Source organism: Corynebacterium nasorum, from assembly GCF_032821635.1.
Lineage (GTDB): Bacteria > Actinomycetota > Actinomycetes > Mycobacteriales > Mycobacteriaceae > Corynebacterium > Corynebacterium kefirresidentii.
Map to the genome: position 1 here is coordinate 73,525 of NZ_JAVBIE010000005.1, position 22,397 is coordinate 95,921.

Here is a 22,397-nt window from a genome sequence, read left to right on the forward strand (position 1 = left end):
TAACGAGGAAGCGCCCCAATTCCGTCCACGGATGACCGAAAGCACCGCAACTAGCTCGGCGGAAGCTTCCTCCCCAGAGAGCACAGCGGAAGAAACTACCGAATCAGAAAAGAAGGTGGATTCCTCGGGGCTGACCATGCGTTCGGCCGAGGACTTTTTGGCGAAGGGCCCCGAATACGCGCAGTCGAAGGCGTGGGGAGTTAAAAGTCCCGATGGAAAAGTTTCGTGCTCCTTTAAAGAGCTCTCCGCAGGCCCGTGGTGCACCGTGCAGTTCGCAGATCCACCCCTAATGCCAGACCCAAACCAGCCGCAGTGGGAGGCTAATATGGTCAGCTTCAAAAAGAGGGAGGGATTCTTCCCATCTGGCGCGGTGGATCCAGGTGATATGACTCCGTCGAAACAGCTCAAGGCAGGGGAGAAGGTAGAAATTGAAGGCGTTACCTTCGAGGCACCAAACTCGGATGAGTTCACGGTCACAGCGAAGGGACATCATTTCACCGTAAAAGACAACGGTCAGTACTACTCCGATACCTTCCCACCTAAGCCCGATTCCAATGGCAACGCCAAAATGGGCACTATCTGTGGGCAGATGGATACAAAATGGGGACGAAAGAACGTCTACGTGCAAGTCGATGGCACGAACTGCACCAAAGCTATGCAGGTCGTAGATAGCTACGTGAACCACGACTTTAAGCCGGAGGAAGTAAATACCCGCGGCTTCCTCAGGCTCGAAGGTTGGGCGTGCGATGTATCCGCGCCAAAGTTCTTAGATGACGCAAAGCCGGAAAACCGCTTGCCCAAATGCGTGGATTCGAGTGGCAGCGGGCGAGTAGTTCTCCTGGATATCTAAGTTTTTAGCGCACGAGTGGGCCGGTGGATTTATCGCCCCGCAGGCGCTTAATGATGTTCTCGGCCGAAATCAGGCACATTGGCACACCGACGCCTGGCACGGTGGTAGCCCCCGCATAGTAGAGGCCGTTTACTTTGCGTGAGGCATTGCGTCCGCGCAAAAACGCCGACTGCCGTAGCGTGTGCGCCGGTCCGATGGAGCCGGCCGACCAGGCATGGTAGCGCTCGGCAAAATCGGCGGGGCCGAGCGTGCGTTTGACGACGACCCTGTCTACCAAATCCGGCACCCCGGCCGTGGCCGCGATGCGGTTGAGGGCGGCGTCGGCAATCGCAGCAACGCGCTCGGACTCCTCAGCGTGATAGGCATTGCCAAACCCGGGCGCCTCCGCGGCCGGCACCGGCACCAGAATGAAGAGATTTTCGTGGCCCTCGGGGGCGACACTTGGGTCGGTGGCGGAGGTCTTGGACACGTAGATGGACTCGGAGGCCCCCAACGGCCGGGAGGGCTCTGGGCCGGAATAGACGGCGCGGAAATCCGGATCCCAGTCCTTGCTAAAGAGCAACGTATGGTGTGCCAGCTCGGGCAGCTTGCCCTTCACCCCGGCCAAGATGAGCACGGTACCCAGGCCCGGATTGCGCCGGCCCCAGTAACGCTCCGGGTAGGTGCGCAGCTGCGGCGGCAAAAGCTGGGTCTCGGTGTGGTGCAAGTCCGCTGCGGAGACCACGATATCGGCGTGGATGGCGCCCTTGTTCGTGCGCACGCCCGTTACCTGCCGATTAGATACCTTGATGGAGGTAACCTCCTCGCCCAAACGGAAGGTGGCGCCAAACTTCTTCGCTTGCCGGTAGATGGCCTGGACCACGGCGGCGAAACCACCTTGTGGGTAGCGTACCCCCTCCACCAGATCGGTGTGGCTCATCAGGGAATACAGGGCCGGGGCGGCGGCCGGCTCGGAGGATAAAAAGACCGCCGGATAACTCAGAATCTGGCGCAGGCGGGCATCAGCAAAGCTACGGCCCACGTGCTGCTGCAGGTTTGCCGCAAGCAGCGCCACGAGGCGAGAAAGCCGGGCGCGAATATCGCGGTGCACCAAATTGAGCGGCGCGGAGAAGGTGGTGTAGAGGAAGTGCTCGAGTGCCATGTCATAGGTATCGCTGGCCTGCGCCAAGTACTGCCGGACCTTGTCTCCCGCGCCGGGTTCCAAGGACTCGAACAGCGCGGTGACTTCCTCGATACCGGAGTGCACGTCTACGGGCGCATCCCCATGAAAAACACGGTAGGCGGGGGAGAGGTCCACCAGATCTAGCTCCGCCTCGGTAGAGGTGCCGCACAGCGCAAAGAAATGATCGAAAGCCTCGGGCATGAGATACCAGGACGGGCCCGTATCCCAGCGAAAGCCGTCTTCTGCAAAGCTGCCGGCGCGGCCTCCCACCTCATCCAGCGAGTCCACCACGGTGACCTCGTATCCTTCGCGGCCGAGCAAGGCGGCGGTGGCGAGTCCAGCGATGCCGGCTCCGATGACGACGGCGTGCATGACGTTCTCCTTAATCTTCGGCTGGGTGTGGGGCGTGCTTGCTGTGGCCGCGGCGGCGCACTGCGCGGGCCGCTAACCAAGCCTTGGTGTGGTTGGGCACGGATACGCGCGTGGTGGCGAGGTCCGTAGCAGGGGTTGCGGCGAGGCGATTGGTCAGCTCGGCAAAGATATCCGCCGCCGCGCTCACACCAACCCGTGCGGAGGCAGGTAGCAAGTCGATGGTGAGCGCGGCGGTAGCAAGCTCCTGGCGGATCTCTGCGATGAGCGCGGACTTGGTGGCCTCATCAATCCGGCCGGATGGGGCCTGCTGAAAATAGGTGCGCCCCAAAGTAGAGCTATCCTCGCCCAAATCACGCAGGAAGTTTATCTTCTGGAATGCCGAACCTAGCGCGCGGGCGCCGCGTTCCATGGCAGTGCGGTCGGCGGGTGAAACGCTTTCCTCGGCTAGGAAAATCTGTAGGCACAAAAGCCCAATGACTTCCGCCGAGCCGTAGATATAGTCTTGCAGCTCGGCCGAAGAATACTCGCGTTGTTTAAGATCCGCGCGCATGGAGTGAAAGAAGGCAGCAAGGTACTCGCGGGGGAAGCCACAGCGACGCGCGGTTAAGGCATAAGCGTGGACCACGAGATCCGTGTGCAGTCGCTGCTGCGGTGCGGCCAGGATGGTTTTCTCGTAGGCATCCAATGCGGCGGCGGGGTCGGTGTGGGCTTGGGCAGCGGCGCCGTCGACAAGCTCATCGGCAATGCGCACCACCGCGTATAAGTGGCGGATATCGGCGCGCACCCGCCCGCGCAAGAGCCGCGTGGCCAGCGAGAAGCTGGTGGAGTAGCGCCCCATAACCTGTGCGGCCGCGCGGGAGGCCGCTTGGTCATAGCGAGTTAGCATATCTGTCAACGTAGCATGCAGCCTATTAACGGTTCGTGGCGCGCGGCTGCCCCTCCGCGAACCCGGCGGCGGACTGCACGCCCACAGTGGCGCGTTCGTGGAAGCTAGCCAAGGAATTGGCGCCGGCGTAAGTGCACGAGGAACGGACGCCAGAAATGATTCGGTCCACTAGATGCTCCACGCCGCCGTGCTCAGGGTCGAGGTAGATGCGCGAGGTAGAAATCCCCTCTTCGAACATCTCGCGACGGGCGCGCTCGAAGGCCTCCGTATCGGAGTTGCGGCCGCGCACTGCCCGGCGCGAAGCCATGCCAAAGGAATCCTTGTAAAAGGCGCCATCGGCGTCCTTGTGCAGGTCACCTGGGGATTCAAAGGTTCCGGCGAACCAGGAGCCGATCATGACATTGGAGGCACCGGCGGCCAGAGCAAGAGCGACATCGCGCGGGTCGCGCACGCCGCCATCGGCCCAGACGTGGGCGCCAACCTCGCGGGCTGCCGCAGCGCACTCCAGGACGGCCGAGAATTGCGGGCGGCCCACACCCGTTTGCATGCGGGTGGTGCACATCGCGCCTGGGCCCACGCCGACCTTGATGATGTCCGCGCCGGCGGCCACCAGTTCGCGCACGCCCTCCGCTGTGACGATATTGCCGGCAGCAATGGGAAGCCCCAAGTCCAGCGCTTTTACCTTGCGCAGCGCGCTGAGCATGCTGGCTTGGTGGCCGTGCGCGGTATCAATGACTAGAACGTCAGCACCGGCTTCCGCCAGCGCACGGGCGCGGCCTTCCACATCGCCGTTGATGCCTACGGCCGCACCAATGTGTAACCGGCCCTGCTTGTCGACGCCCGGCTTATACATCTTCGCCCTCACCGCCCCCTTCCTGGTGAGGATTCCGGCCAGGGTGCCATCCGGGTTGACCACCGGTGCCAACTTCCGCGAGGTTTTGCGCAGCTTGGTGAAGGCCTCCTGTGGGTCAATGCCCACCGGCAGCGTCACCAGATCCGTGGTCATCAATTGGCCGACGGCGGTGAAATTATCCTGCCCGCGCAGATCCTTCGGTGTGATAATGCCGATGGGCATGTCCCCGTCGACCACGATGGCCGCGCCATGAGCGCGCTTGTGCAAAAGGTTGCTGGTATAGCCCACGGTATGGTGCGGCTTCACGATAATGGGGGTGTCATAGACCAAGTCAGCCGCTTTCACGGAGGCGATGGTCTCTGCGGCCGCATCCAGGGATAGGTCCTGTGGCAGGATAGTGAGCCCGCCGCGGCGCGCGATGGTCTCGGCCATGCGGCGACCGGCCACGGCGGTCATATTGGCCACGATGAGCGGGATGGTATTGCCAGTGCCGTCCTCAGTGGTGAGATCCACCGACTGGCGCGAGCCCACCTCGGAGTGGCTGGGCACCATGAACACATCGGAATAGGTCAATTCGTACGGCGGGCGGGAATCCTGGAGAAAACGCACTGGGATGGCCTCTCTATATATTCGGGTGGCGCGGTCTGACCGCGCGGAGGAAGACATTAAAATTATACTCCCCGACTTTCCCCATATCGGCGGCCTCAGTATCCTATCTGGGTGTCTCAGAAACCAGATCCGCACATTTCCGCAGAGGTAAAAATCAACCTCACCATCCTCGTCCTTGGTGCGATGGTGATGATCCTGAACGAGACCGCCCTTTCGGTGGCATTGCCTGCCATCATGGCGGACTTTGACATCCCGGCTACCTCCGCCCAGTGGTTGCTTACCGGTTTCCTGCTCACCATGGGCGTGGTCATCCCGACCACCGGCTTTCTCATGGATAAATTCACCACCCGCCAGATCTTTCTCGCCTCCGCGGGTGTATTCCTTGCCGGTACAGTCTTTGCGGCACTCGCCCCAGCCTTCGGCATCTTGCTGGTGGGGCGCGTTTTCCAAGCGGCGGGTACTGCGTTGATGATCCCCACCTTGATGACGGTGGCGATGACCCTCGTCCCGCCGCAGCGTCGCGGCAGCGTCATGGGCATTATCTCCGTGGTCATTTCCGTGGCCCCGGCGCTCGGACCTACGGTGGGTGGTCTGGTTCTTAGCATGTTCACCTGGCACGTCATCTTCTGGACCATGGTTCCGCTGCTCGGCCTCATCGGCGTCGCCGGCTACCTCCGCCTAGTCAACGTGGGCGATAAACGCGATACCCCGCTGGATTTCCCCTCAGTTATTTTGTCCGTCCTTGCCTTTGGCGGGTTGGTATATGCCGTATCGTCCCTAGAAAATATTCTGGAGGGCGAAGGCCTCATAGACATCCTCGTCCTCGCCATAGGACTTGTGGCCTTGGCGCTTTTTACCCTCCGGCAAGTGCGCCTGGCTAAAGACAATCGCGCCCTGCTGGATATGCGACCATTTAAGGTTCCGAACTTCACCGTGGCGGTACTCGGCATGCTTTTGATGTTCGGGCTATTGCTTGGCGTGGTCAATGTCCTGCCCATCTACCTGCAGACCTCTTTGGCGGTAAGTTCCCTGGTCACCGGGCTCGTCGTCATGCCCGGCGGCTTGCTGCAAGGCGGCATCTCCCCGATGGTAGGCCGCCTCTATGATGTCCACGGGCCCCGTCCGCTGATGATTCCCGGTGCCCTTCTCCTTGCCGCGGGCACGTGGCTGATGACCCTGCTCACTGAGGACAGCGCTGTGTGGATGGTCATTGCTATGCACGTCCTATTCGCCCTCGGCATTGCGCTCATGATGACGCCACTGATGACGACGTCCCTGGCCTCCCTGCCGGATGAGCTCTACTCACACGGCTCCGCCATCCTTAATACTTTGCAGCAGCTGGCGGGCGCGGCCGGCACTGCCTTTTTGATGACGTTCCTTAGCCGTGGCACCAAGGCTGGCCTGGCACAAGGCATGAATGATGTTGCTGCCACCGCTCACGGTGCGCACTGGGCATTCCTTTTTGCAGGCGTGCTCTCGCTGGTGGTTATTGTGCTGGCCCCCTTCCTCAAGCGCGTGCCGTCGACGGAGTAGCCACTAGGACAGGCATAAGACCCGCACACGCTATGCGCGGCGGGCCGGAAACTCTGAGAGTGCGATTTAAGAGGCGCACAGCGGCAGGTTCAGCCGCTCGTTTTCAGCCTTATCGCCCCACACGAGGAACGCGGATTGGGTGCCTTCAACGGCCATGACGTAAGTAGGAACATCCGCGGTGGTCTCATAGCTTTGGATGGTGCACTGGTCATTGGAAAGCTCCACCGGCTCGGCGTCGGGAAGCATGGCATCGCGCTCTTCTATGCTGGGGTAGTAGGTCACGATATAGCTAAACCCATCGCCCACGCAGGAAATCTTGGCCTCCTGGCCAGACTCCGGCTCACGCGAGGAACACTTTGCCCCATCGAAGCCCTCCTGGCCGCTGCGGGCGCAGGTGAGCCACCACATCCTTGGCGCTATCCGCCGTGCCGGTGGCCTTATAGTCCGGGCACTTGCGTGCGACGAGTTGCTCGAATGCCTCTACCGCCTCGCCGTGCTCCTCGGTAGACGGGCCGGCCGCGGCAAGTACCGAAATCTGCCGTTGCTTGTCGACGCCCACCCGGGCTTCCCTTAGCCCATGGACCGCAAAGTCTGCCTGCTTGCGAGAGATCAAAAAATCCACCGCACCGGCCAGGGGGCCAAAGATCTCCGCCGCGTCCGCGCGGCTGAGATTATTGGGTATTTGCGAAAGCTGGGTGCCGACAAACCCCTCGCGAACAATAAACTCTTGCCCGTCTGCGGTAGTGCCCGTGCCTACCAGCGGTGCGATAGCCGGGTGATGCAATCCATGTAACGCGGTGGACTTTTCCACCATGCCGGTGATTCCTGGGGCGAAAATCTCCACGCTCAGCGGCTGGTGCGTGGCCCCGACTTCCACGGCAAAGAGTGTAGAGGAAGGAGCTTCATCCACTACTGCCAATTCGTGCAGGTTGTGCTGGGTGGCGAAGAACTCAGGAAGTTGCGGCACGGTGGAGATTTCCTTAAACAGTGCGAAAGAGGAGCAGGGAACAATAAAACGATTCCAGATTACATGCTCGTGCCCCTGTTCGCTACCGGCGTACACCCGTGTGAGCTGCGAAGATGGGGAATTCTCGCGGTATTGCGGGCATCTGGGAGCAAAACCGGAAATGATCGGCGGATTGCCGCGTTAGAGTGGGTGACACATTAGAAGCGAAAGTATAGGGGAATCATGTTCGAGAGGTTTACCGATCGTGCTCGCCGCGTCATCGTCCTGGCGCAGGAAGAAGCACGCATGCTTAACCACAATTACATCGGCACCGAGCACATTCTGCTCGGCCTTATCCATGAAGGCGAAGGCGTGGCCGCCAAGGCGCTGGAATCCATGGGTATCTCCCTGGAGGATGTTCGCCGAGAGGTCGAGGAAATCATCGGCCAGGGCAGCCAGCCGCACACCGGCCACATCCCCTTTACCCCACGCGCCAAGAAGGTCTTGGAGCTCTCGCTGCGTGAGGGCCTGCAGATGGGACACAAGTACATCGGTACTGAGTTCTTGCTGCTGGGGCTCATTCGCGAGGGTGACGGCGTCGCTGCCCAGGTGCTAACCAAGCTCGGCGCCGATCTGCCACGCGTACGCCAGCAGGTTATCCAGCTGCTATCCGGCTATGAAGGCGGCCAGCAAGAGGGTGGTTCCTCCAATGGTCAAGGCTCCGGTCCAGTCGGTGCAGGTGCTGGCGCCGGCGCTCGTGGCGGCTCCGGTGGTTCCGGTGAGCGTTCCAATTCCCTGGTGCTTGATCAATTCGGCCGCAACCTCACCCAGGCTGCCAAGGACGGCAAGCTTGATCCTGTCGTTGGCCGCGAGTCCGAGGTAGAGCGCATCATGCAAGTGCTCTCTCGCCGCACAAAGAATAATCCGGTCCTCATCGGTGAGCCGGGCGTTGGTAAGACCGCCGTGGTCGAGGGCTTGGCGCTCGACATCGTCAACGGCAAGGTCCCGGAAACCCTCAAGGACAAGCAGCTCTACTCGCTTGACCTAGGCTCCCTGGTGGCCGGCTCTCGTTACCGCGGTGACTTCGAGGAACGCCTGAAGAAGGTCCTCAAGGAGATTAACCAGCGCGGCGATATCATCTTGTTTATCGATGAGATCCACACCTTGGTCGGTGCTGGTGCTGCTGAAGGTGCTATCGATGCAGCTTCCTTGCTCAAGCCAAAGCTGGCCCGTGGCGAGCTGCAGACCATCGGTGCTACCACCTTGGATGAGTACCGCAAACACATCGAAAAGGACGCCGCCCTCGAGCGTCGTTTCCAGCCGGTTAAGGTAGACGAGCCTTCCCTGGATGACACCTTCTTGATTCTGAAGGGCCTGCGCGATAAGTACGAGGCTCACCACCGCGTGTCTTATACCGATGAGGCGCTGCACGCTGCAGCTTCCCTCTCGGATCGCTACATCAATGACCGCTTCTTGCCGGATAAGGCCGTCGACCTTCTCGATGAGGCTGGTGCCCGTATGCGCATCAAGCGCATGACCGCGCCAAAGGGCCTGCGCGAGGTCGATGACCACATCGCTGAGGTCCGCAAGGAGAAGGAAGCGGCCATCGATGCCCAAGACTTCGAAAAGGCAGCTGGCTTGCGCGATAAGGAGCGCAAGCTGGGTGAGGAGCGCGCTGAGAAGGAAAAGCAGTGGCGTTCCGGTGACCTCGAGGAAATCGCCGAGGTTGGCGAGGACCAGATTGCAGAGGTGCTGGCACACTGGACCGGCATCCCTGTGCTGAAGCTGACAGAGAAGGAATCCAACCGTCTGCTCAACATGGAAGAAGAGCTGCACAAGCGCATCATTGGCCAGGACGAGGCGGTCAAGTCCGTCTCCCGCGCCATCCGCCGTACCCGTGCAGGCCTCAAGGATCCGCGCCGCCCGTCCGGCTCCTTCATCTTCGCTGGCCCGTCCGGTGTGGGTAAGACCGAGCTGTCGAAGTCCCTGGCTAACTTCCTCTTCGGTTCGGATGATGACCTCATCCAGATCGATATGGGCGAGTTCCACGACCGCTTCACCGCTTCTCGTCTCTTCGGTGCTCCTCCGGGATACGTTGGCTACGAAGAGGGCGGCCAGCTGACCGAGAAGGTTCGCCGCAAGCCATTCTCCGTCGTGCTTTTTGATGAGATTGAGAAGGCCCACAAGGAGATCTACAACACCTTGTTGCAGGTGCTAGAGGATGGCCGGCTTACCGACGGCCAGGGTCGCGTTGTTGACTTCAAGAACACCGTTCTCATCTTCACGTCGAACTTGGGTACCCAGGACATCTCGAAGCCGGTGGGCTTGGGCTTTACTGGCTCTTCCGAAAATGATGCGGATGCTCAGTACGATCGGATGAAGCAGAAGGTCAACGACGAGCTGAAGAAGCACTTCCGCCCGGAGTTCTTGAACCGTATCGATGACATCGTTGTCTTCCACCAGCTCACTCAGGAGCAGATTGTGGAAATGGTCGAGCTGCTCATCGGCCGCGTGGCCAAGCAGCTGGATGAGCGCGATATGGGCATCGAGCTCACGCAGAAGGCCAAGGACCTGCTGGCTAAGCGAGGCTTCGACCCAGTATTGGGTGCTCGTCCGCTGCGCCGCACCATCCAGCGCGAGATTGAGGATCAGCTCTCCGAGAAGATCCTCTTCGGTGAAATCGGCGCCGGTGAGATCATCACCGTCGACGTCGAGGGCTGGGACGGCGAGTCCAAGGACAACACTGGCGCGAAGTTCACCTTCAGCCCACGCCCGAAGCCTCTGCCGGAGGACACCGAGGAGCCGCAGCTTGACGACGCCGAGGTGCGCGAAAACGACGCCGACTCCACCGATGCCGGCGAGCCCGACACCATCACCCCGGACGTTCCGGGCGATGGCGGCTCCACCGCCGCCGGAACCGACCTAGAGTCCGGCTCCGGTTCCGACTCCGATGACGATGGCCATAACCCGCCGCCAGCAGGCGCCGGCCAGCCGATGTAGTGGCGCTATAGCGCCTTAAAGCCGCCCAGCCCTCGCTTTCCCTGCGAGAACTGGGCGGCTTTATTTGTGCCCAGGAATCTATTTATGCTGTGCAGTTAGTGGGTGCCGGTTTGCCCTCAAAGCGGTCAAAGAGATACTGCAACCCGACCGGCATCTCTAGGTACAAGGGCACGGCGTGGTCGATTCCAGTGCGTGGAATCGTTGCGGTGCCGGGTGCGGCTACGAAATCGATGGTTCCGCCCATAGAGCAGTACGCTCCAGCAGTCCTGCGTACCTGGTCATGAGAGATTAAATCATCACTAGGTGAGCTAGCCATCATTACCGGTGCATTTGGCACCGCTTTGCCCAGGTTTTGGCGCTCTAAAGTTTCCTTAACGACAGGTTTGCGTTCCACAATCTCGGACAAGGATTCCCCGGTGCGGGTAAGCATTCGGGTATTTGTAAAGCCCCACATGAGAACAGAATCGCCCGTGCAGCTGGTGGCCGCGGAACGTAAGAAGTCAATGCCTCGTGGGTTGAGTTCCGCCAACACTGCATCGCGGAATTCTGGGCTACGCTCAGAAAAGCCATTAATGGCATAGCCCAGCACGTGGGCGATAGCTGAACCGTCAATGCTGCGCATAGTCTCCGGCAGGTCCGTTGGCGGCGCGCCAGCGTATGTGCCGGCTACGTTGAGGTCAGGAGCGTAGCGTTCGGCATACTCGGCTGCGGAGAGCGAGGCGCCGCCGCCCTGCGAATAGCCCGCAAAGCCAATAGGGGCGTCCTTCGGGGCGTGCGCGAGTTCTAGGCCGGAGCGGGCGGCGTCGAGAAGCGCGTGTGCTTCTTCAATGTGGTTTACATACGTGTGGTGTCCTGGCATGCCCAACCCAATAAGGTCGGCAACGATAACGCGTGCCCCGTGGCGCAGGGCCATCATATAAAATGAGTACTCGTAGCTGGCATTAATGGTGGGAGAGCCCACTTTGCTCAGGCCCACCGACCCCAGCTGCATGCCCGCGCGCGACGGCGCGCATTGGTCGCCCTGCCCACGCGTGCTTGGTCCGAAGACGATGGTCGGGCGCTCGCCCTTGCCACGCCACGGTGCAGTGGGCTCGTACAAGGTAGCCGAGGCTTGCACCGGCTTGCCGGCATCGGTGGTGGTGTCATATGTAAACACCTGCGCCTGGCCCGCCGATTCTGCCAGGTGCGGCGCCGGGTGAGCTGAAGTCACCGCCGCGTTTGCAGCTGGCGGCAGAAAGAGCGACCCGAGGATTAGTGAACAAACTGTGAGGAGTCTCATACAAATCTTTTCCATATCCAAAACCTACTGCGCAGTAGGAACGGTGGAAGTGGAATTGCTAAAATAAATGCTTATGGGACTTCAGTATCGTTCAAGAAAAAAGACCGGCAAGAATAGCTGGATCAACGTCTCTGGATCCGGCGCGTCGATGTCTACCAAGGTAGGGCCGGTCACCTTTAATTCCCGCGGCGGCATGTGGGTGAACCTGCCGGGCGGATTCAATTTCCGCGGCCGCTGGCGTTAACCAGCTCACACGCCCTGGATCGCGACCTGCGATTATAGCTGGCCATTATTAACCTCCTAAATAGGGAGGTGGAACAGGCCAGCGTCGTTTTGCTCGGCGAGGCCGTCGGCAAGCAGCGAAGCCAACGCCCGGGAGCGCTGTGCCGCATCGGGCCAGACCACGTCAATCTCGGACTGTGGTACCGGCCGCTCCGCCGCGCGCAGCACGTCCAGAATCTTGCCGCGCACCTGTCGGTCCGTGCCGACGAATTTCTGCACGCGCTTTTTCGCCTGTGCCTGCTCCTCTGCACTGGGCTGCGGCCGGCCAGCGAGCTGCCACGCACAGCTCGCGCGCAGCGGGCACTGCTCGCAGGCGGGATTCTTCGCCGTGCACACCAGCGCGCCCAGCTCCATAAGCGCGGCTGAAAAGCGCGGCCCATTCTCGGCCGGCAAAAGCTCTGCCACGGCCGCCAGCTCCCGCTTCGATGGCTGCGGCGCAAGGAACCGGCCCTCTTCTGCGCGGGTATACACCCGCCGCACATTGGTATCGACCACCGGTACGTTTACCCCGAAGTGAAAACAGGCCACAGCGCGCGCGGTGTAATCCCCAATGCCAGGCAGGCACAGCAATTCATCGACGTCCGCCGGTACCTCGCCCTCGCCAATAGCCGCCGCGCACTCCCACAGGCGCAGCGCGCGGCGCGGGTAGCCCAGCTTGCCCCAGGCGCGCAGCACCTCCGCCCGAGTGGCCTGGGCAAAATCTGCCGGGGTGGGCCAGCGCCGCATCCAGTCCTCCCACACCGGAGCCACGCGGGCGACTGGGGTCTGCTGGCTCATGACCTCACTGAGCAGCACACCCCACGCGCTCGTGCCAGGCCGGCGCCAGGGCAGGTCTCGTTCATTGGCATCGAACCAGGAAAGAAGAGCTTGCGAATCCATCGTGGGAGATAGTCTAGGGCATTAGAATGTGGCCTATGCCTTTACGTAATGTTACCCACGAACCGCAGGCCGTATGGGAGGCCCTCAAGGCGGGAAATCAGCGTGTATTGGACGGCGAGACCGTCGACGTGCGCGAGATTTATAACCGCGAGGGCCTAACTCACGGCCAGGACCCTCGCGTGGTGGTTATTTCCTGTTCCGACTCCCGCGCCCCTATCGAGCACGTCTTCAATATCGGCTTCGGCGATGCCTTTGTCATCCGCACTGCCGGCCACATTCTTGACGACGCCGTCCTAGCCTCCCTCGACTACGCCCTTGCTGCCCTCAAACCCAACCTGCTGGTAGTCCTCGGCCATCAATCTTGCGGCGCGGTGGGCGCGGCTACCGGTTTCGTATCCGGCGGCGAGCTGCCCACCGGCCTGCAGCGCCCCATCATCGAGAAGGTTGCCGCCTCCGCACTGGTGGCGGGCCCAAATGCCACGACTGACGACGTCGAGCGGGAGCACACCCGCCAGACCGTCGCCCAGCTGGTTGCCAGCGTGCCCAACGTCCGCCGTCTGCTCGACGAGGGTGCCCTGGGCGTTATCGGCGCGCGCTACCTGCTGGAAGATTCCAGCGTGGAAACCCTGCAGACCTTCGGGGTGGACTAGCCCGCCTGACACGCGGCGCAGGCTTAGCGCACCGGCCCGTGCCCACCGCTTAAAATTGACAGCGTGACGCAGAAAAAGCCCCTACCAGAAGAGATTTACAAGCGCCGACGAGTAGCGGCGCTCATCATCGTACTCGTGCTGGTCGTGGTGCTGATCTGGGCGGCTGTGGCTGCCTTCGGGGGCAGCAGCGATGAGCCGGCCGATACCGCCGCACCCGCGCCTACGCCGGAGCAGACCGCATCTTCTGCCGCCCCAGAAACCTCCGCGACCTCCGCGGAGGCGTCGGCCGAGGGGGCGTCGGAAAGCGTGTCTGCCGAAAGCGAGCCGTCCAGCTCCGCGGCCGCGAGCTCCGAAGCCGCAAAAAAGACCTGCGACCTGGCAGACCTCCAGGTGCGCACCTCCATGTTGAATTACTCCGTGCCGGAGGGCGAACTGCCGAAGTTCTTCATGACAGTCACCAACCCCACGGCCGCAGACTGCAAAATCGACCTAGACAAGAACCTGCTGCGCTTCGAGGTCTACAAGATGGCCGATAACGAGCGCGTGTGGTCCGATACGGATTGCTATGCTTCCGTGCAGACCGGCTCGCAGACTTTCCCGGCCGGCAAGGACGTAAAATTCGAGGCCGAATGGTCCCGCCAAGCCTCCAAGCCAGGCGAATGCACCAATCGCCCCGCGGCTGAGCCAGGCGCCTACTTCGCCCACACCATCATCGGCGATAACTCCTCCCCGCCGCAGGACTTCACGCTGCGCTAGGTGCTACCTCGCCACCGCAGCGATGGCCTGCCCTAGCGTCCCAGCTTGGTGGACGCGAATGCCGTCTACTGGCTCGATTTCCCCGCGTGGGACAATCGCGTTCTTATAACCCAGCCGCGCGGCCTCCATTAAGCGCCGCTCCACATTGGGCACTGGACGCAACTCGCCGGCCAGGCCCACCTCGCCAATGACAACCGTCTTGGCCGGCAGCGGTTGCTCGTGCAACGAGGACCACGTCGCCAACGCCACCGCCAAATCCGTCGCGGTTTCCGTAATGCGCATGCCGCCGACCGTGGCGACGTAGGCATCTTTATCATTGGTGCGCTGGCCGGCGCGGGCCTGGAGCACCGCGAGCACCATCGGCACGCGGTTGGAATCTAGCCCGGTAACCACCCGCCGCGGGTTTTTCGCCACCGGGTCCACCGTCAGCGCCTGCACCTCCGCCAGAATCGGCCGCACCCCGTCCATCGCGACCGTCACGGCCGAGCCATCCGGCGTAGAACCGCGGTGCGAGAGGAATAGCCCGGAGGGATCCGCTACCTCCCGAATGCCGCCGGAGGTCTGCTCGAAGCAGCCCACCTCGTCGGTGGCACCAAAGCGATTTTTGATGCCGCGCAGCATGCGCAGGCTGGATTGGCGGTCGCCCTCGAAGTTTAAGACGACGTCGACAAGGTGCTCCAGCACGCGTGGCCCGGCCACGTTGCCGTCCTTCGTGACGTGGCCGACCAGTAGCACCGGAATGCCCGTGGATTTCGCCAATGACGTCAGCGCGGCCGTTACCGCGCGCGATTGTGCCACGCCACCGGATACACCCTCCACACCTACGGCATGCATGGTCTGTACCGAATCGACGATGATGAGGCTAGGCTGCAGCTTATCGACGTGCCCGAAGACCCCATCCAAGTTGGACTCGGCCGCCAAATACAAAGTTTCCTGCAAGGCGCCGGTGCGCTCGGCGCGGGAGCGGACCTGGCCGGCGGATTCCTCGGCCGTCGCGTAGAGCACGGTGCGGCCGAGCTGTGCCCACCGCGAGGCTACTTCCAGCAGTAGCGTGGATTTGCCCACGCCGGGCTCGCCGGCCATAAGCACCACCGAGCCCGGCACGATGCCGCTTCCCAGCACGCGATCCAACTCGCCGATACCGGTGCGCACCGTCTTTGTTGCCTGCGCCCCAATCTTGGTAATCGGCTGTGCCGGACTCGACGGGGCTACGCCCTTGCTTGCCGACGCCCCTGGCACCGCCACCACCGGTGCCTTTTCCTCCAGCGTGCCCCACGCACCGCAGTCCGGGCATCGCCCGAGCCATTTGGGCGAGACGTAGCCGCATTCGGAACAGGTATGGATGGGGCGGGTTTTCTTGGCCATGGCTTCTAGCCTAAAACACACAGACGCTCCCAGCCCGAAACGGGCTGGGAGCGGGGCTGGAAAGTAGTGTGGCTTAGTTCTTCGGAGCCTCGGAGGTGTAGCCCTCGGAGGACTCGACGTCGCGGTCGAACTCGCCGGACTGCATCTGGGTGGCAGCGATGGTGGCGTTTACGTCGATGGAGCCATTGGAGAACTCGAAGGTAACCGGGCGGTCACCGGCGTAGCCGTAGTCATCATTCTTCAACTTGGTGGCGATGTACTGGACGGTTTCGGAATCCTGCTGGGGGTTAGCTTCCAGGTTCTTCTGAGAATCAGCGATGATGGACTCATCGCGGTGCAGCGGCTGTGGCTGCTTCATCTCAACGCGCTGGCCATCGACCTTCACGGACTCCAAGGAAATGACATCGGTGTCGTAGCCCTGGTTAATGGCGCTGAACTTCAGTGCAGCAGTGCCGTCCGGCTCTACCAGGATGGTGACATCGCGAACTGCAGCCTTATTATCTTCCGTGCTTGCAGAAGCGCCATCGACCGCAGCCACTTTTTCAGCGGTCTGGGTGACATGACCCGCCGAGCAAGAAGCCAACGCCAGAGCGGAGACGGCGGTAACGGAAATAATGGCACCGCGGCGGGCGGCGGACTTCAGGGACTGCACGTTGAGCATCCTCCATCAATTGCGATCACAGGGCTTGTCAACGCTTTAGCCTAGTCCCTTTCGCAATAAAGTACACAGTTGTCCCAAATCGGGCGGGTAGACCGTGGGGGTATACGGGGGTATCCGCAGTCGGGGCGACCGTGCGTGATAAAATAGCGGCCTTAGTCAACCGGGATAAATCGGGAACACAAGGAGTGGCAATGGAGTATAAGGTCGGCGAGGTCGTCGTCTACCCGCACCACGGTGCGGCCGTCATCGAGGATATCGAGACCCGCGAAATGGGCGACGAGACGCTCGAATACCTGGTGCTGCACATCAACCAGTCCGACCTGGTCGTCCGCGTGCCCATCAAGAACGCCGATAACGTCGGCGTGCGCGACGTCGTGGGCAAGGAAGGCCTAGAAAAGGTCTTTTCCGTGCTGCGTGACGAGGACGTCGAAGAGGCCGGCAACTGGTCCCGCCGTTATAAGGCTAACCAGGAGCGCCTGGCTTCCGGCGATATTAATAAGGTCGCCGAGGTCGTGCGTGACCTGTGGCGCCGCGACCAGGATCGCGGCCTTTCGGCCGGCGAGAAGCGCATGCTTGGCAAGGCCCGCACCATCCTGGTAGGTGAGCTCGCACTGGCCAAGCCGGTCGATGAGAAGAAGGCCGACACCATGATGGAAGAAATCGATGCCACCATCGAGCGCCACCGCGCCGCCGGATTGGTAGATGATAAGTCCATCACCACCGATATCGACAACGACATCGATCTCGATGACCTCTCCTTCGACGACGAAGACTAAACAGCGCGTCATCGCGCTCATCGCGGCCGCAGGCCAGGGAACCCGCCTCGGCGCCGAGGTGCCCAAAGCTTATGTCGAGTTGCGCGGTCGCACCCTCCTGGAACGCTCCGTGCGAGCATTGCTGGCCTCCGGGGTAGTCGATGAAATTATCGTCCTGGTCAGCCCGGACATGGAGGCTGAGGCCGCGCGCATTATCGGCCGCATCGACGCCGTTGGTGCTACTGACGCTGCAAGCGCCGCCCCGATTCGCCTCGTTCACGGTGGCAGCGAGCGCGCCGATTCCGTGTGGGCCGGCCTGCAAGCAATCCCGGACGAGGATGCCGTGGTGCTCATCCACGATTCGGCCCGTGCGTTGACGCCGCCGGCGATGGTGCGGGGCGTCGCCAAGCGGGTGCTGGAAGGCGCTCCCGCGGCCGTGCCGGTGGTTCCGGTGGCCGATACCATCAAGGAAGTCGCGGATGAGGCCGTGTTGAGCACCCCCGATCGCTCCCGCCTGCGCGCAGTGCAAACCCCGCAGGCCTTCCGCCTGTCCGCGCTGCGCCAGGCCAACCTCGATTATTGGGCCCAGCAGCCCGAATTTACCGCCACGGATGACGCCAGCCTCATGGAATGGCACGGCGAGCGCGTGGCAACCGTGCCGGGCGATACCCTGGCTTTCAAGATCACCACGCCCATCGATCTCACCCTGGCCCACGCCCTGACCGAGGAGACCCATGACTAATCCGATTATCCCGCGCGTTGGAATTGCCACCGACGCCCACCAAATCGAGGCCGGCAAGGATTGCTGGATCGCCGGCCTGCTCTTCGAAAGCGTTGACGGGTGCGAGGGCCACTCCGATGGGGATGTTGTAGCGCACGCGCTTGTCGACGCCCTTTTATCCGCCTCCCACCTCGGTGACCTCGGCTCCTTCGTGGGCGTCGGCCGCCCCGAATACGATGGCGTTTCCGGCGCGAAGTTGCTGCGCGAATGCCGCCAGCTCCTCGAATCTGAGGGCTTTATCATCGGCAACGCCGCCGCCCAGCTCATCGGCCAGACCCCCAAGATGGGTCCGCGCCGCGAAGAGGCCGAGGCTGTACTGAGCGAAATCCTTGGTGCCCCCGTGTCCGTATCTGCTACCACGACGGACCACCTGGGGTTCACCGGCCGTAAGGAGGGGCGTGCGGCGGTTGCTACGGCCGTCGTCTGGCGCGCCTAGCCCACCGCACTAACCCCGCGCACGCGTCAATTAGACTAAGTGGCGTGAGTACTTTGCGCATTTATGACACAGCCACCCGCAGCCAACGCGATTTCGAGCCGATTCGCCCCGGCCATGCCTCGATTTACCTGTGCGGCGCCACCCCGCAGGCCCAGCCGCACATCGGGCACCTGCGCTCCGGCGTCGCTTTCGACATCCTGCGCCGCTGGCTGCTCGCCCAAGGCTATGACGTAGCCTTGGTGCGCAACGTCACCGATATCGATGACAAAATTCTCACCAAGGCGGCCGAGAATAATCGCCCCTGGTGGGAGTGGGTATCCACGTATGAGCGCGAGTTCACCAAGGCCTATAACACCCTGGGCGTGCTTCCGCCTTCGGTAGAGCCGCGCGCGACCGGCTTTGTCACCCAGATGGTCGACTATATGCAGCGGCTTATCGACGCCGGCTTTGCCTACCCCGCCGAAGGCTCCGTCTACTTTGACGTTGCCGCATGGACCAAGGCCGAAGGCTCGGATTATGGTTCGCTGTCCGGCAACAAGGTAGAAGAAATGGAACAGGGTGAGGGCGAAGATTCGGCCAAGCGCGGCGCCCAAGACTTTGCTCTGTGGAAGGCCGCGAAACCGGGCGAGCCCAGCTGGCCCACCCCCTGGGGTGACGGCCGACCCGGCTGGCACCTGGAGTGCTCGGCCATGTCTACCTATTACCTGGGCTCTAACTTCGATATCCACTGCGGCGGGCTGGACCTGCAGTTCCCGCACCACGAGAACGAGATTGCTCAGTCGCACGCGGCCGGCGATAAGTTTGCCAACTACTGGATGCACAACCACTGGGTGACGATGTCGGGCGAGAAGATGTCGAAATCGCTGGGCAACGTGCTCTCTATTCCGAATATGCTCGAGCTGGTGCGTCCGGTGGAGCTGCGCTACTACCTGGGCTCGGCGCACTACCGCTCCGTGCTGGAGTATTCCGAAGCTGCGCTGACCGAGGCCGCCGCAGGCTACCGCCGCATCGAGGACTTCCTCGCTCACTTCGATGACCTGGAGCTAGGCGAGTGGACACAGGGCTTTGAAGACGCGATGAATGATGACATCGCGGTGCCCAAGGCTCTGGCGGAAATCCACACCACCGTTCGCGCCGGCAATAAGGCCCTTGCCGCCGGCGATGAGGCCGGGGCGCGCACGCTGGCCGGCCAGGTACGGGCGATGGCACACGTACTTGGCTTTGACCCGCTGGAGTGGGAAGATGGAGCGCAAGCTAGCGGGGCGGATGCCGCGTTGGATGCGCTGGTGCAGGCTGAACTGGAGCGGCGCACCCAGGCGCGTGCGGACAAGGACTTCGCTACTGCCGACGCCGTCCGTGACCGCCTCGCGGCCGCCGGCATCACCATCACCGATACCCCAGACGGCCCGACCTGGTCGCTGGCGCAGCGTTAAGCACTCCGAAAGGACAATAAACTATGGCACGTACCCACGGCCGCGGTGGCGCGGGAATCCGCAAGACCAATAAGAAGGGCGCAACCAAGGGCTCCGGCGGCCAGCGCCGCAAGGGCTTGGCCGGCAAGGGCCCGACACCCAAGGCAGAGGACCGCATTTACCACGCCAAGCACAAGGCCAAGCTGGAGCGCGACCGCCGCAACTCCGGCCGTCACCAGAAGGAGACCGCCGAGATGGTCGTGGGCCGCAACCCGGTCATCGAGTGTCTGCATGCCAAGGTTCCGGCCACCACGCTCTATATCGTGGCCGGTACCCGCAACGATAAGCGCCTGTCTGAGGCCGTGGCCATGTGCAATACCCGCAATATCCCCATCATCGAGGTGCAGCGCCACGAGATGGACCGCATGACCGGCAACGGCATGCACCAGGGCATCGGGCTGCAGATCCCGCCGTATAAATACGCCGATGTCGACGAGCTCATCTCCCGTGCGGCCGAAAGTGCCCGTCCGGGCATGTTCGTCATCTTGGATAACATCACCGACCCGCGCAACCTCGGCGCGGTGATTCGCTCTGTGGCAGCTTTTGGTGGCGACGGCGTCATCATCCCAGAGCGCCGCTCCGCATCCGTGACTGCCGTGGCGTGGCGTACCTCGGCCGGCACGGCGGCGCGCCTGCCGGTCGCCCGCGCGACGAATATCACCCGCACCGTACAGCAATTCCAAAAGAGCGGCTACCAGGTCGTCGGCCTAGATGCCGGCGGCGAGCACACGCTGGATACATATAACGGCGCGACGGACCCCGTGGTCATCGTCATCGGTTCCGAGGGCAAGGGGATTTCTCGCCTCGTGCGGGAAAACTGCGACGTCATCATGTCCATCCCTATGACGGATTGGGTCGAGTCCCTCAATGCTTCCGTCGCGGCCGGTTCTGTGCTTTCCGAATTCGCACGCCAGCGCCGCGCGGCCCAGTAGTCTCTAGCGAGAGTTTCTAGCCGCCTTCTGCCCAGGGCGGCAGCCACCTAATGGTGCCATTCACCCGGGCCAAGCGGCCGCGAACTGGCGGGGCGTTGGGGTCATCGTCGTTGACGCCGTTGTGGTACGGGCAGGCGATGGTGAGGTTTTCGGGGTTTGTCTCGCCGCCGTGGCGCCAGGCGGTGAGGTGGTGGACTTGGCATTCGTCGGCGGGATAATTGCACTGGGGCCAAGGACAAGTGGGATTTTCCGCGGCCGCCATGGTGCGCTGCTTGGGTGAGGCGAGCCGCTCCGTGCGATACAGATTCACCGGGCCTTTAACGGGATGGATGAGGGTGACATAGCCATGCTCGGTAAATGCGCGGCGCACGAGGTCTGCGCCGGTCATCCGGGCGCCATTGGTGAGCTGCAGTGTCACGTCATCGCCCGCGCAGTCGACGACGCGGTCGAGCTCGTCCAAGCGCAGCACCACATTGGTGGTCACGGACGCACCGGAGGCGGCGGTCTTGCCCTGGAAAATCTTGCGCACCGAATCTAGCGGGGCATCTTTATCCAGTGCGGCATGCATATCCGCAATATCGGCGGATTTGCCGGTAATCGTCATAGTCCAGGGGCCCTCGGCGCGGCGGTAGAGCTTGACACCGGGTGTGCGCTGCGGCGGGCCTTTAATCTCGCGCACGCGTTTATGCCCCCGCTTTTCGACGTCCGAGGCATCCCCCTTCATCCCACACAACTCCCGACGCAGCGCCCAGGCCTGACGCTTATTTCTCAGCCGAGTGGCGTAGCGCTCGATGGCCAGCAGCGCGGTAAGGCTGTGCCCATTGGTGCGAGCGGCGGCGATGGATTCGCGCTGGAGGCGGCTAAACGCGGTTGGGCCGAAGTAGGTATCGGCGAGGGCGAGCAGGCGGGTGGCGGTGGTATCGGGACAGCCGGCGTCGATAAGCGCGCGCTTGGAAAGGCCGTGGCAGTCGGCGATGATGTCCATGCCGGCGGCTAGGCCTGTCAAGAAAGTGTGCAGCGCGTTCATGGCTCCACACATTAGGTGCGGGACGCGACCAGAGGCGAGGGATAAGGCGCGCCGCTGTGGATAACTAGGACTGCGCGGTGCCGAGTCCGAAAAAGTCGCGGACCTTATCCACAGCGCGGAAGGAATCTGTATTGGGGCCTATGCGCGGGTCGGTTCTCATGCTAGAGGGAATCACGTGGCCAAGGCCCTCCATGGTCCATAGTTCGACGGGAAAATCGCCGGCGTATTCGGTGGCGGTGACATCCGGGGCGGGGTGGTAGTCGCGCGGTGGCTGGCAGCCATTGGCCAACGCAAAGTACTCCGCGGTGGCAGGAGCGGAGAGCACGCGGCCGCGGGTGCGCTCGGCGTCCAGCCCGGCCACACCGCCTTCATAAGGCGCATATGGGTCCGCGGTGCCGTGGAAAAACAGCAGCGGCGTGGGCCGGTAGCCATCCGGGTTGCTGGGCGCGTGGTTATCGCCCTCGCCCAAGGTGGAGGCGAAGATGCAGGCGCGGGTGAGGGTAAAGGGAGCGTCGAAAAGCAGGCGGAGCACCATCTGACCGCCATTGGAATAGCCGCAAGCAAAGGTGCGCGCGGTGCCGAACTCGCACTGCATAGCTTCAACGAGATACGTGGCGAAGGCGATGTCATCAACGTTCTCCGTGCGGGCGGTGACCGGTAGGATGCTGCGGCAATCATTGAAATGGCGATCCACGCCGTCGGGGTAGACGAGGATGGTGTTGGTGGCATCGGCAAGCTCGTCGAAGGTGCCATTGGTAAAGCGGCGCATCACGTTGCCGGATTGCAACGAGCCGTGGAAGAAGAGCAGCAGGTCCGGGTGCGGGCCGGGATTATCCGGCGTGATGATGAGGAAGCGGCGGGTGCGGCCATCCACATCCGCGGTGCGGCGGTGTACGTGCATAGCCGCCCAG

The 22,397-nt window shown here is 62.3% G+C and carries 22 protein-coding genes; 11 read left to right on the top strand and 11 right to left on the bottom strand.

Annotation, left to right across the window (positions count from 1 at the left end):
* Positions 1–31: 31 nt before the first annotated feature.
* Entirely contained in the window at positions 32–850 is an 819-nt protein-coding gene (locus tag RAE07_RS05770) for a hypothetical protein (RefSeq protein WP_239205471.1), read from the top strand.
* Between the two features lie 4 nt (positions 851–854).
* On the opposite strand, the gene crtI is transcribed toward RAE07_RS05770, so the two are convergent.
* From crtI to RAE07_RS05785, 3 genes are read right to left on the bottom strand one after another with little or no spacing between them, the layout of a single operon-like run.
* Positions 855–2,384: a phytoene desaturase family protein gene (crtI, locus tag RAE07_RS05775; protein ID WP_317001508.1), complete on the bottom strand. Its 1,530-nt coding sequence runs from the start codon at positions 2,382–2,384 to the stop codon at positions 855–857.
* 10 nt (positions 2,385–2,394) lie between these two features.
* Positions 2,395–3,270, bottom strand: a complete 876-nt coding sequence (locus RAE07_RS05780) for a phytoene/squalene synthase family protein (RefSeq protein ID WP_239205475.1) — start codon at positions 3,268–3,270, stop codon at positions 2,395–2,397.
* A gap of 25 nt (positions 3,271–3,295) precedes the next feature.
* Positions 3,296–4,732, bottom strand: a complete 1,437-nt coding sequence (locus RAE07_RS05785; RefSeq protein WP_317001509.1) for a GuaB1 family IMP dehydrogenase-related protein — start codon at positions 4,730–4,732, stop codon at positions 3,296–3,298.
* Between the two features lie 111 nt (positions 4,733–4,843).
* Between RAE07_RS05785 and RAE07_RS05790 the strand changes: the two genes are divergently transcribed.
* Positions 4,844–6,265, top strand: coding sequence for an MDR family MFS transporter (locus RAE07_RS05790; protein WP_317001510.1), 1,422 nt, complete (start codon positions 4,844–4,846; stop codon positions 6,263–6,265).
* A gap of 66 nt (positions 6,266–6,331) precedes the next feature.
* Here RAE07_RS05790 and RAE07_RS05795 read toward each other — a convergent pair whose 3' ends face one another.
* Both RAE07_RS05795 and RAE07_RS05800 read right to left on the bottom strand, forming a co-directional pair.
* Entirely contained in the window at positions 6,332–6,673 is a 342-nt protein-coding gene (locus RAE07_RS05795; RefSeq protein WP_317001511.1) for a hypothetical protein, read from the bottom strand.
* Complete coding sequence (locus RAE07_RS05800) at positions 6,606–7,232, bottom strand: hypothetical protein (RefSeq protein ID WP_317001512.1); 627 nt, start codon at positions 7,230–7,232, stop codon at positions 6,606–6,608. The genes RAE07_RS05795 and RAE07_RS05800 overlap by 68 nt, the downstream gene beginning before the upstream one ends.
* Before the next feature lie 222 nt (positions 7,233–7,454).
* Here RAE07_RS05800 and RAE07_RS05805 point away from each other — a divergent pair, with 222 nt between their 5' ends.
* A complete protein-coding gene (locus RAE07_RS05805; protein WP_317001513.1) occupies positions 7,455–10,211 on the top strand; it encodes an ATP-dependent Clp protease ATP-binding subunit in 2,757 nt (918 codons plus the stop codon).
* Between the two features lie 82 nt (positions 10,212–10,293).
* Here the strand turns inward: RAE07_RS05805 and RAE07_RS05810 are convergent, their stop codons facing one another.
* Positions 10,294–11,421 carry a lipase family protein gene (locus RAE07_RS05810; RefSeq protein ID WP_232212554.1) on the bottom strand — a complete coding sequence of 376 codons (1,128 nt, stop codon included), beginning with the start codon at positions 11,419–11,421 and terminating at the stop codon, positions 10,294–10,296.
* Positions 11,422–11,563: 142 nt separating this feature from the next.
* Between RAE07_RS05810 and RAE07_RS05815 the strand changes: the two genes are divergently transcribed.
* Positions 11,564–11,734, top strand: a complete 171-nt coding sequence (locus RAE07_RS05815) for a DUF4236 domain-containing protein (protein WP_080970400.1) — start codon at positions 11,564–11,566, stop codon at positions 11,732–11,734.
* Between the two features lie 56 nt (positions 11,735–11,790).
* On the opposite strand, the gene RAE07_RS05820 is transcribed toward RAE07_RS05815, so the two are convergent.
* A complete protein-coding gene (locus tag RAE07_RS05820) occupies positions 11,791–12,651 on the bottom strand; it encodes an iron-sulfur binding domain-containing protein (RefSeq protein ID WP_239205483.1) in 861 nt (286 codons plus the stop codon).
* A gap of 35 nt (positions 12,652–12,686) precedes the next feature.
* On the opposite strand from RAE07_RS05820, the gene RAE07_RS05825 reads away from it, so the two are divergent.
* Positions 12,687–13,301, top strand: coding sequence for a carbonic anhydrase (locus RAE07_RS05825; RefSeq protein WP_248100126.1), 615 nt, complete (start codon positions 12,687–12,689; stop codon positions 13,299–13,301).
* 63 nt (positions 13,302–13,364) lie between these two features.
* The gene (locus tag RAE07_RS05830; RefSeq protein WP_023019908.1) at positions 13,365–14,057 is read left to right on the top strand and encodes a hypothetical protein; all 693 of its coding nucleotides are present in this window, start codon (positions 13,365–13,367) and stop codon (positions 14,055–14,057) included.
* 3 nt (positions 14,058–14,060) lie between these two features.
* On the opposite strand, the gene radA is transcribed toward RAE07_RS05830, so the two are convergent.
* Both radA and RAE07_RS05840 read right to left on the bottom strand, forming a co-directional pair.
* Complete coding sequence (gene radA / locus RAE07_RS05835) at positions 14,061–15,422, bottom strand: DNA repair protein RadA (RefSeq protein WP_034655528.1); 1,362 nt, start codon at positions 15,420–15,422, stop codon at positions 14,061–14,063.
* A gap of 73 nt (positions 15,423–15,495) precedes the next feature.
* On the bottom strand, positions 15,496–16,083 hold the full coding sequence (locus RAE07_RS05840) for a hypothetical protein (RefSeq protein ID WP_034655526.1): 588 nt from the start codon (positions 16,081–16,083) through the stop codon (positions 15,496–15,498).
* 191 nt (positions 16,084–16,274) lie between these two features.
* On the opposite strand from RAE07_RS05840, the gene RAE07_RS05845 reads away from it, so the two are divergent.
* Genes RAE07_RS05845 through rlmB form a run of 5 tightly spaced genes read left to right on the top strand, consistent with a single transcriptional unit; the run spans position 16,275 to position 20,459 of the window.
* Positions 16,275–16,859, top strand: coding sequence for a CarD family transcriptional regulator (locus RAE07_RS05845; protein WP_317001515.1), 585 nt, complete (start codon positions 16,275–16,277; stop codon positions 16,857–16,859).
* On the top strand, positions 16,831–17,580 hold the full coding sequence (ispD, locus tag RAE07_RS05850) for a 2-C-methyl-D-erythritol 4-phosphate cytidylyltransferase (protein ID WP_317001516.1): 750 nt from the start codon (positions 16,831–16,833) through the stop codon (positions 17,578–17,580). The genes RAE07_RS05845 and ispD overlap by 29 nt, the downstream gene beginning before the upstream one ends.
* Entirely contained in the window at positions 17,573–18,055 is a 483-nt protein-coding gene (gene ispF, locus RAE07_RS05855; protein WP_200288645.1) for a 2-C-methyl-D-erythritol 2,4-cyclodiphosphate synthase, read from the top strand. Before ispD ends, ispF begins: the two co-directional genes overlap by 8 nt.
* A gap of 44 nt (positions 18,056–18,099) precedes the next feature.
* A complete protein-coding gene (gene cysS / locus RAE07_RS05860) occupies positions 18,100–19,488 on the top strand; it encodes a cysteine--tRNA ligase (RefSeq protein ID WP_023019903.1) in 1,389 nt (462 codons plus the stop codon).
* A 23-nt stretch (positions 19,489–19,511) separates the two neighbouring features.
* On the top strand, positions 19,512–20,459 hold the full coding sequence (gene rlmB, locus RAE07_RS05865; protein WP_023019902.1) for a 23S rRNA (guanosine(2251)-2'-O)-methyltransferase RlmB: 948 nt from the start codon (positions 19,512–19,514) through the stop codon (positions 20,457–20,459).
* 16 nt (positions 20,460–20,475) lie between these two features.
* Here the strand turns inward: rlmB and RAE07_RS05870 are convergent, their stop codons facing one another.
* A complete protein-coding gene (locus tag RAE07_RS05870; protein ID WP_248100132.1) occupies positions 20,476–21,486 on the bottom strand; it encodes an HNH endonuclease signature motif containing protein in 1,011 nt (336 codons plus the stop codon).
* A gap of 64 nt (positions 21,487–21,550) precedes the next feature.
* The gene (locus tag RAE07_RS05875) at positions 21,551–22,387 is read right to left on the bottom strand and encodes a CE1 family esterase (RefSeq protein WP_200288648.1); all 837 of its coding nucleotides are present in this window, start codon (positions 22,385–22,387) and stop codon (positions 21,551–21,553) included.
* Between the last annotated feature and the right edge of the window lie 10 nt (positions 22,388–22,397).

Bases quoted from the DNA above. Each gene is read 5' to 3' on its own strand.
- RAE07_RS05870 (WP_248100132.1), bottom strand. From the start codon at position 21,486: ATGAACGCGCTGCACACTTTCTTGACAGGCCTAGCCGCCGGCATGGAC.
- RAE07_RS05820 (WP_239205483.1), bottom strand. From the start codon at position 12,651: ATGGATTCGCAAGCTCTTCTTTCCTGGTTCGATGCCAATGAACGAGAC.
- ispD (WP_317001516.1), top strand. From the start codon at position 16,831: ATGACCTCTCCTTCGACGACGAAGACTAAACAGCGCGTCATCGCGCTC.
- RAE07_RS05825 (WP_248100126.1), top strand. From the start codon at position 12,687: ATGCCTTTACGTAATGTTACCCACGAACCGCAGGCCGTATGGGAGGCC.
- radA (WP_034655528.1), bottom strand. From the start codon at position 15,422: ATGGCCAAGAAAACCCGCCCCATCCATACCTGTTCCGAATGCGGCTAC.
- RAE07_RS05845 (WP_317001515.1), top strand. From the start codon at position 16,275: ATGGAGTATAAGGTCGGCGAGGTCGTCGTCTACCCGCACCACGGTGCG.
- crtI (WP_317001508.1), bottom strand. From the start codon at position 2,384: ATGCACGCCGTCGTCATCGGAGCCGGCATCGCTGGACTCGCCACCGCC.
- RAE07_RS05875 (WP_200288648.1), bottom strand. From the start codon at position 22,387: ATGCACGTACACCGCCGCACCGCGGATGTGGATGGCCGCACCCGCCGC.
- RAE07_RS05770 (WP_239205471.1), top strand. From the start codon at position 32: ATGACCGAAAGCACCGCAACTAGCTCGGCGGAAGCTTCCTCCCCAGAG.
- RAE07_RS05815 (WP_080970400.1), top strand. From the start codon at position 11,564: ATGGGACTTCAGTATCGTTCAAGAAAAAAGACCGGCAAGAATAGCTGG.
- RAE07_RS05840 (WP_034655526.1), bottom strand. From the start codon at position 16,083: ATGCTCAACGTGCAGTCCCTGAAGTCCGCCGCCCGCCGCGGTGCCATT.
- RAE07_RS05795 (WP_317001511.1), bottom strand. From the start codon at position 6,673: ATGTGGTGGCTCACCTGCGCCCGCAGCGGCCAGGAGGGCTTCGATGGG.
- RAE07_RS05805 (WP_317001513.1), top strand. From the start codon at position 7,455: ATGTTCGAGAGGTTTACCGATCGTGCTCGCCGCGTCATCGTCCTGGCG.
- ispF (WP_200288645.1), top strand. From the start codon at position 17,573: ATGACTAATCCGATTATCCCGCGCGTTGGAATTGCCACCGACGCCCAC.
- RAE07_RS05780 (WP_239205475.1), bottom strand. From the start codon at position 3,270: ATGCTAACTCGCTATGACCAAGCGGCCTCCCGCGCGGCCGCACAGGTT.
- rlmB (WP_023019902.1), top strand. From the start codon at position 19,512: ATGGCACGTACCCACGGCCGCGGTGGCGCGGGAATCCGCAAGACCAAT.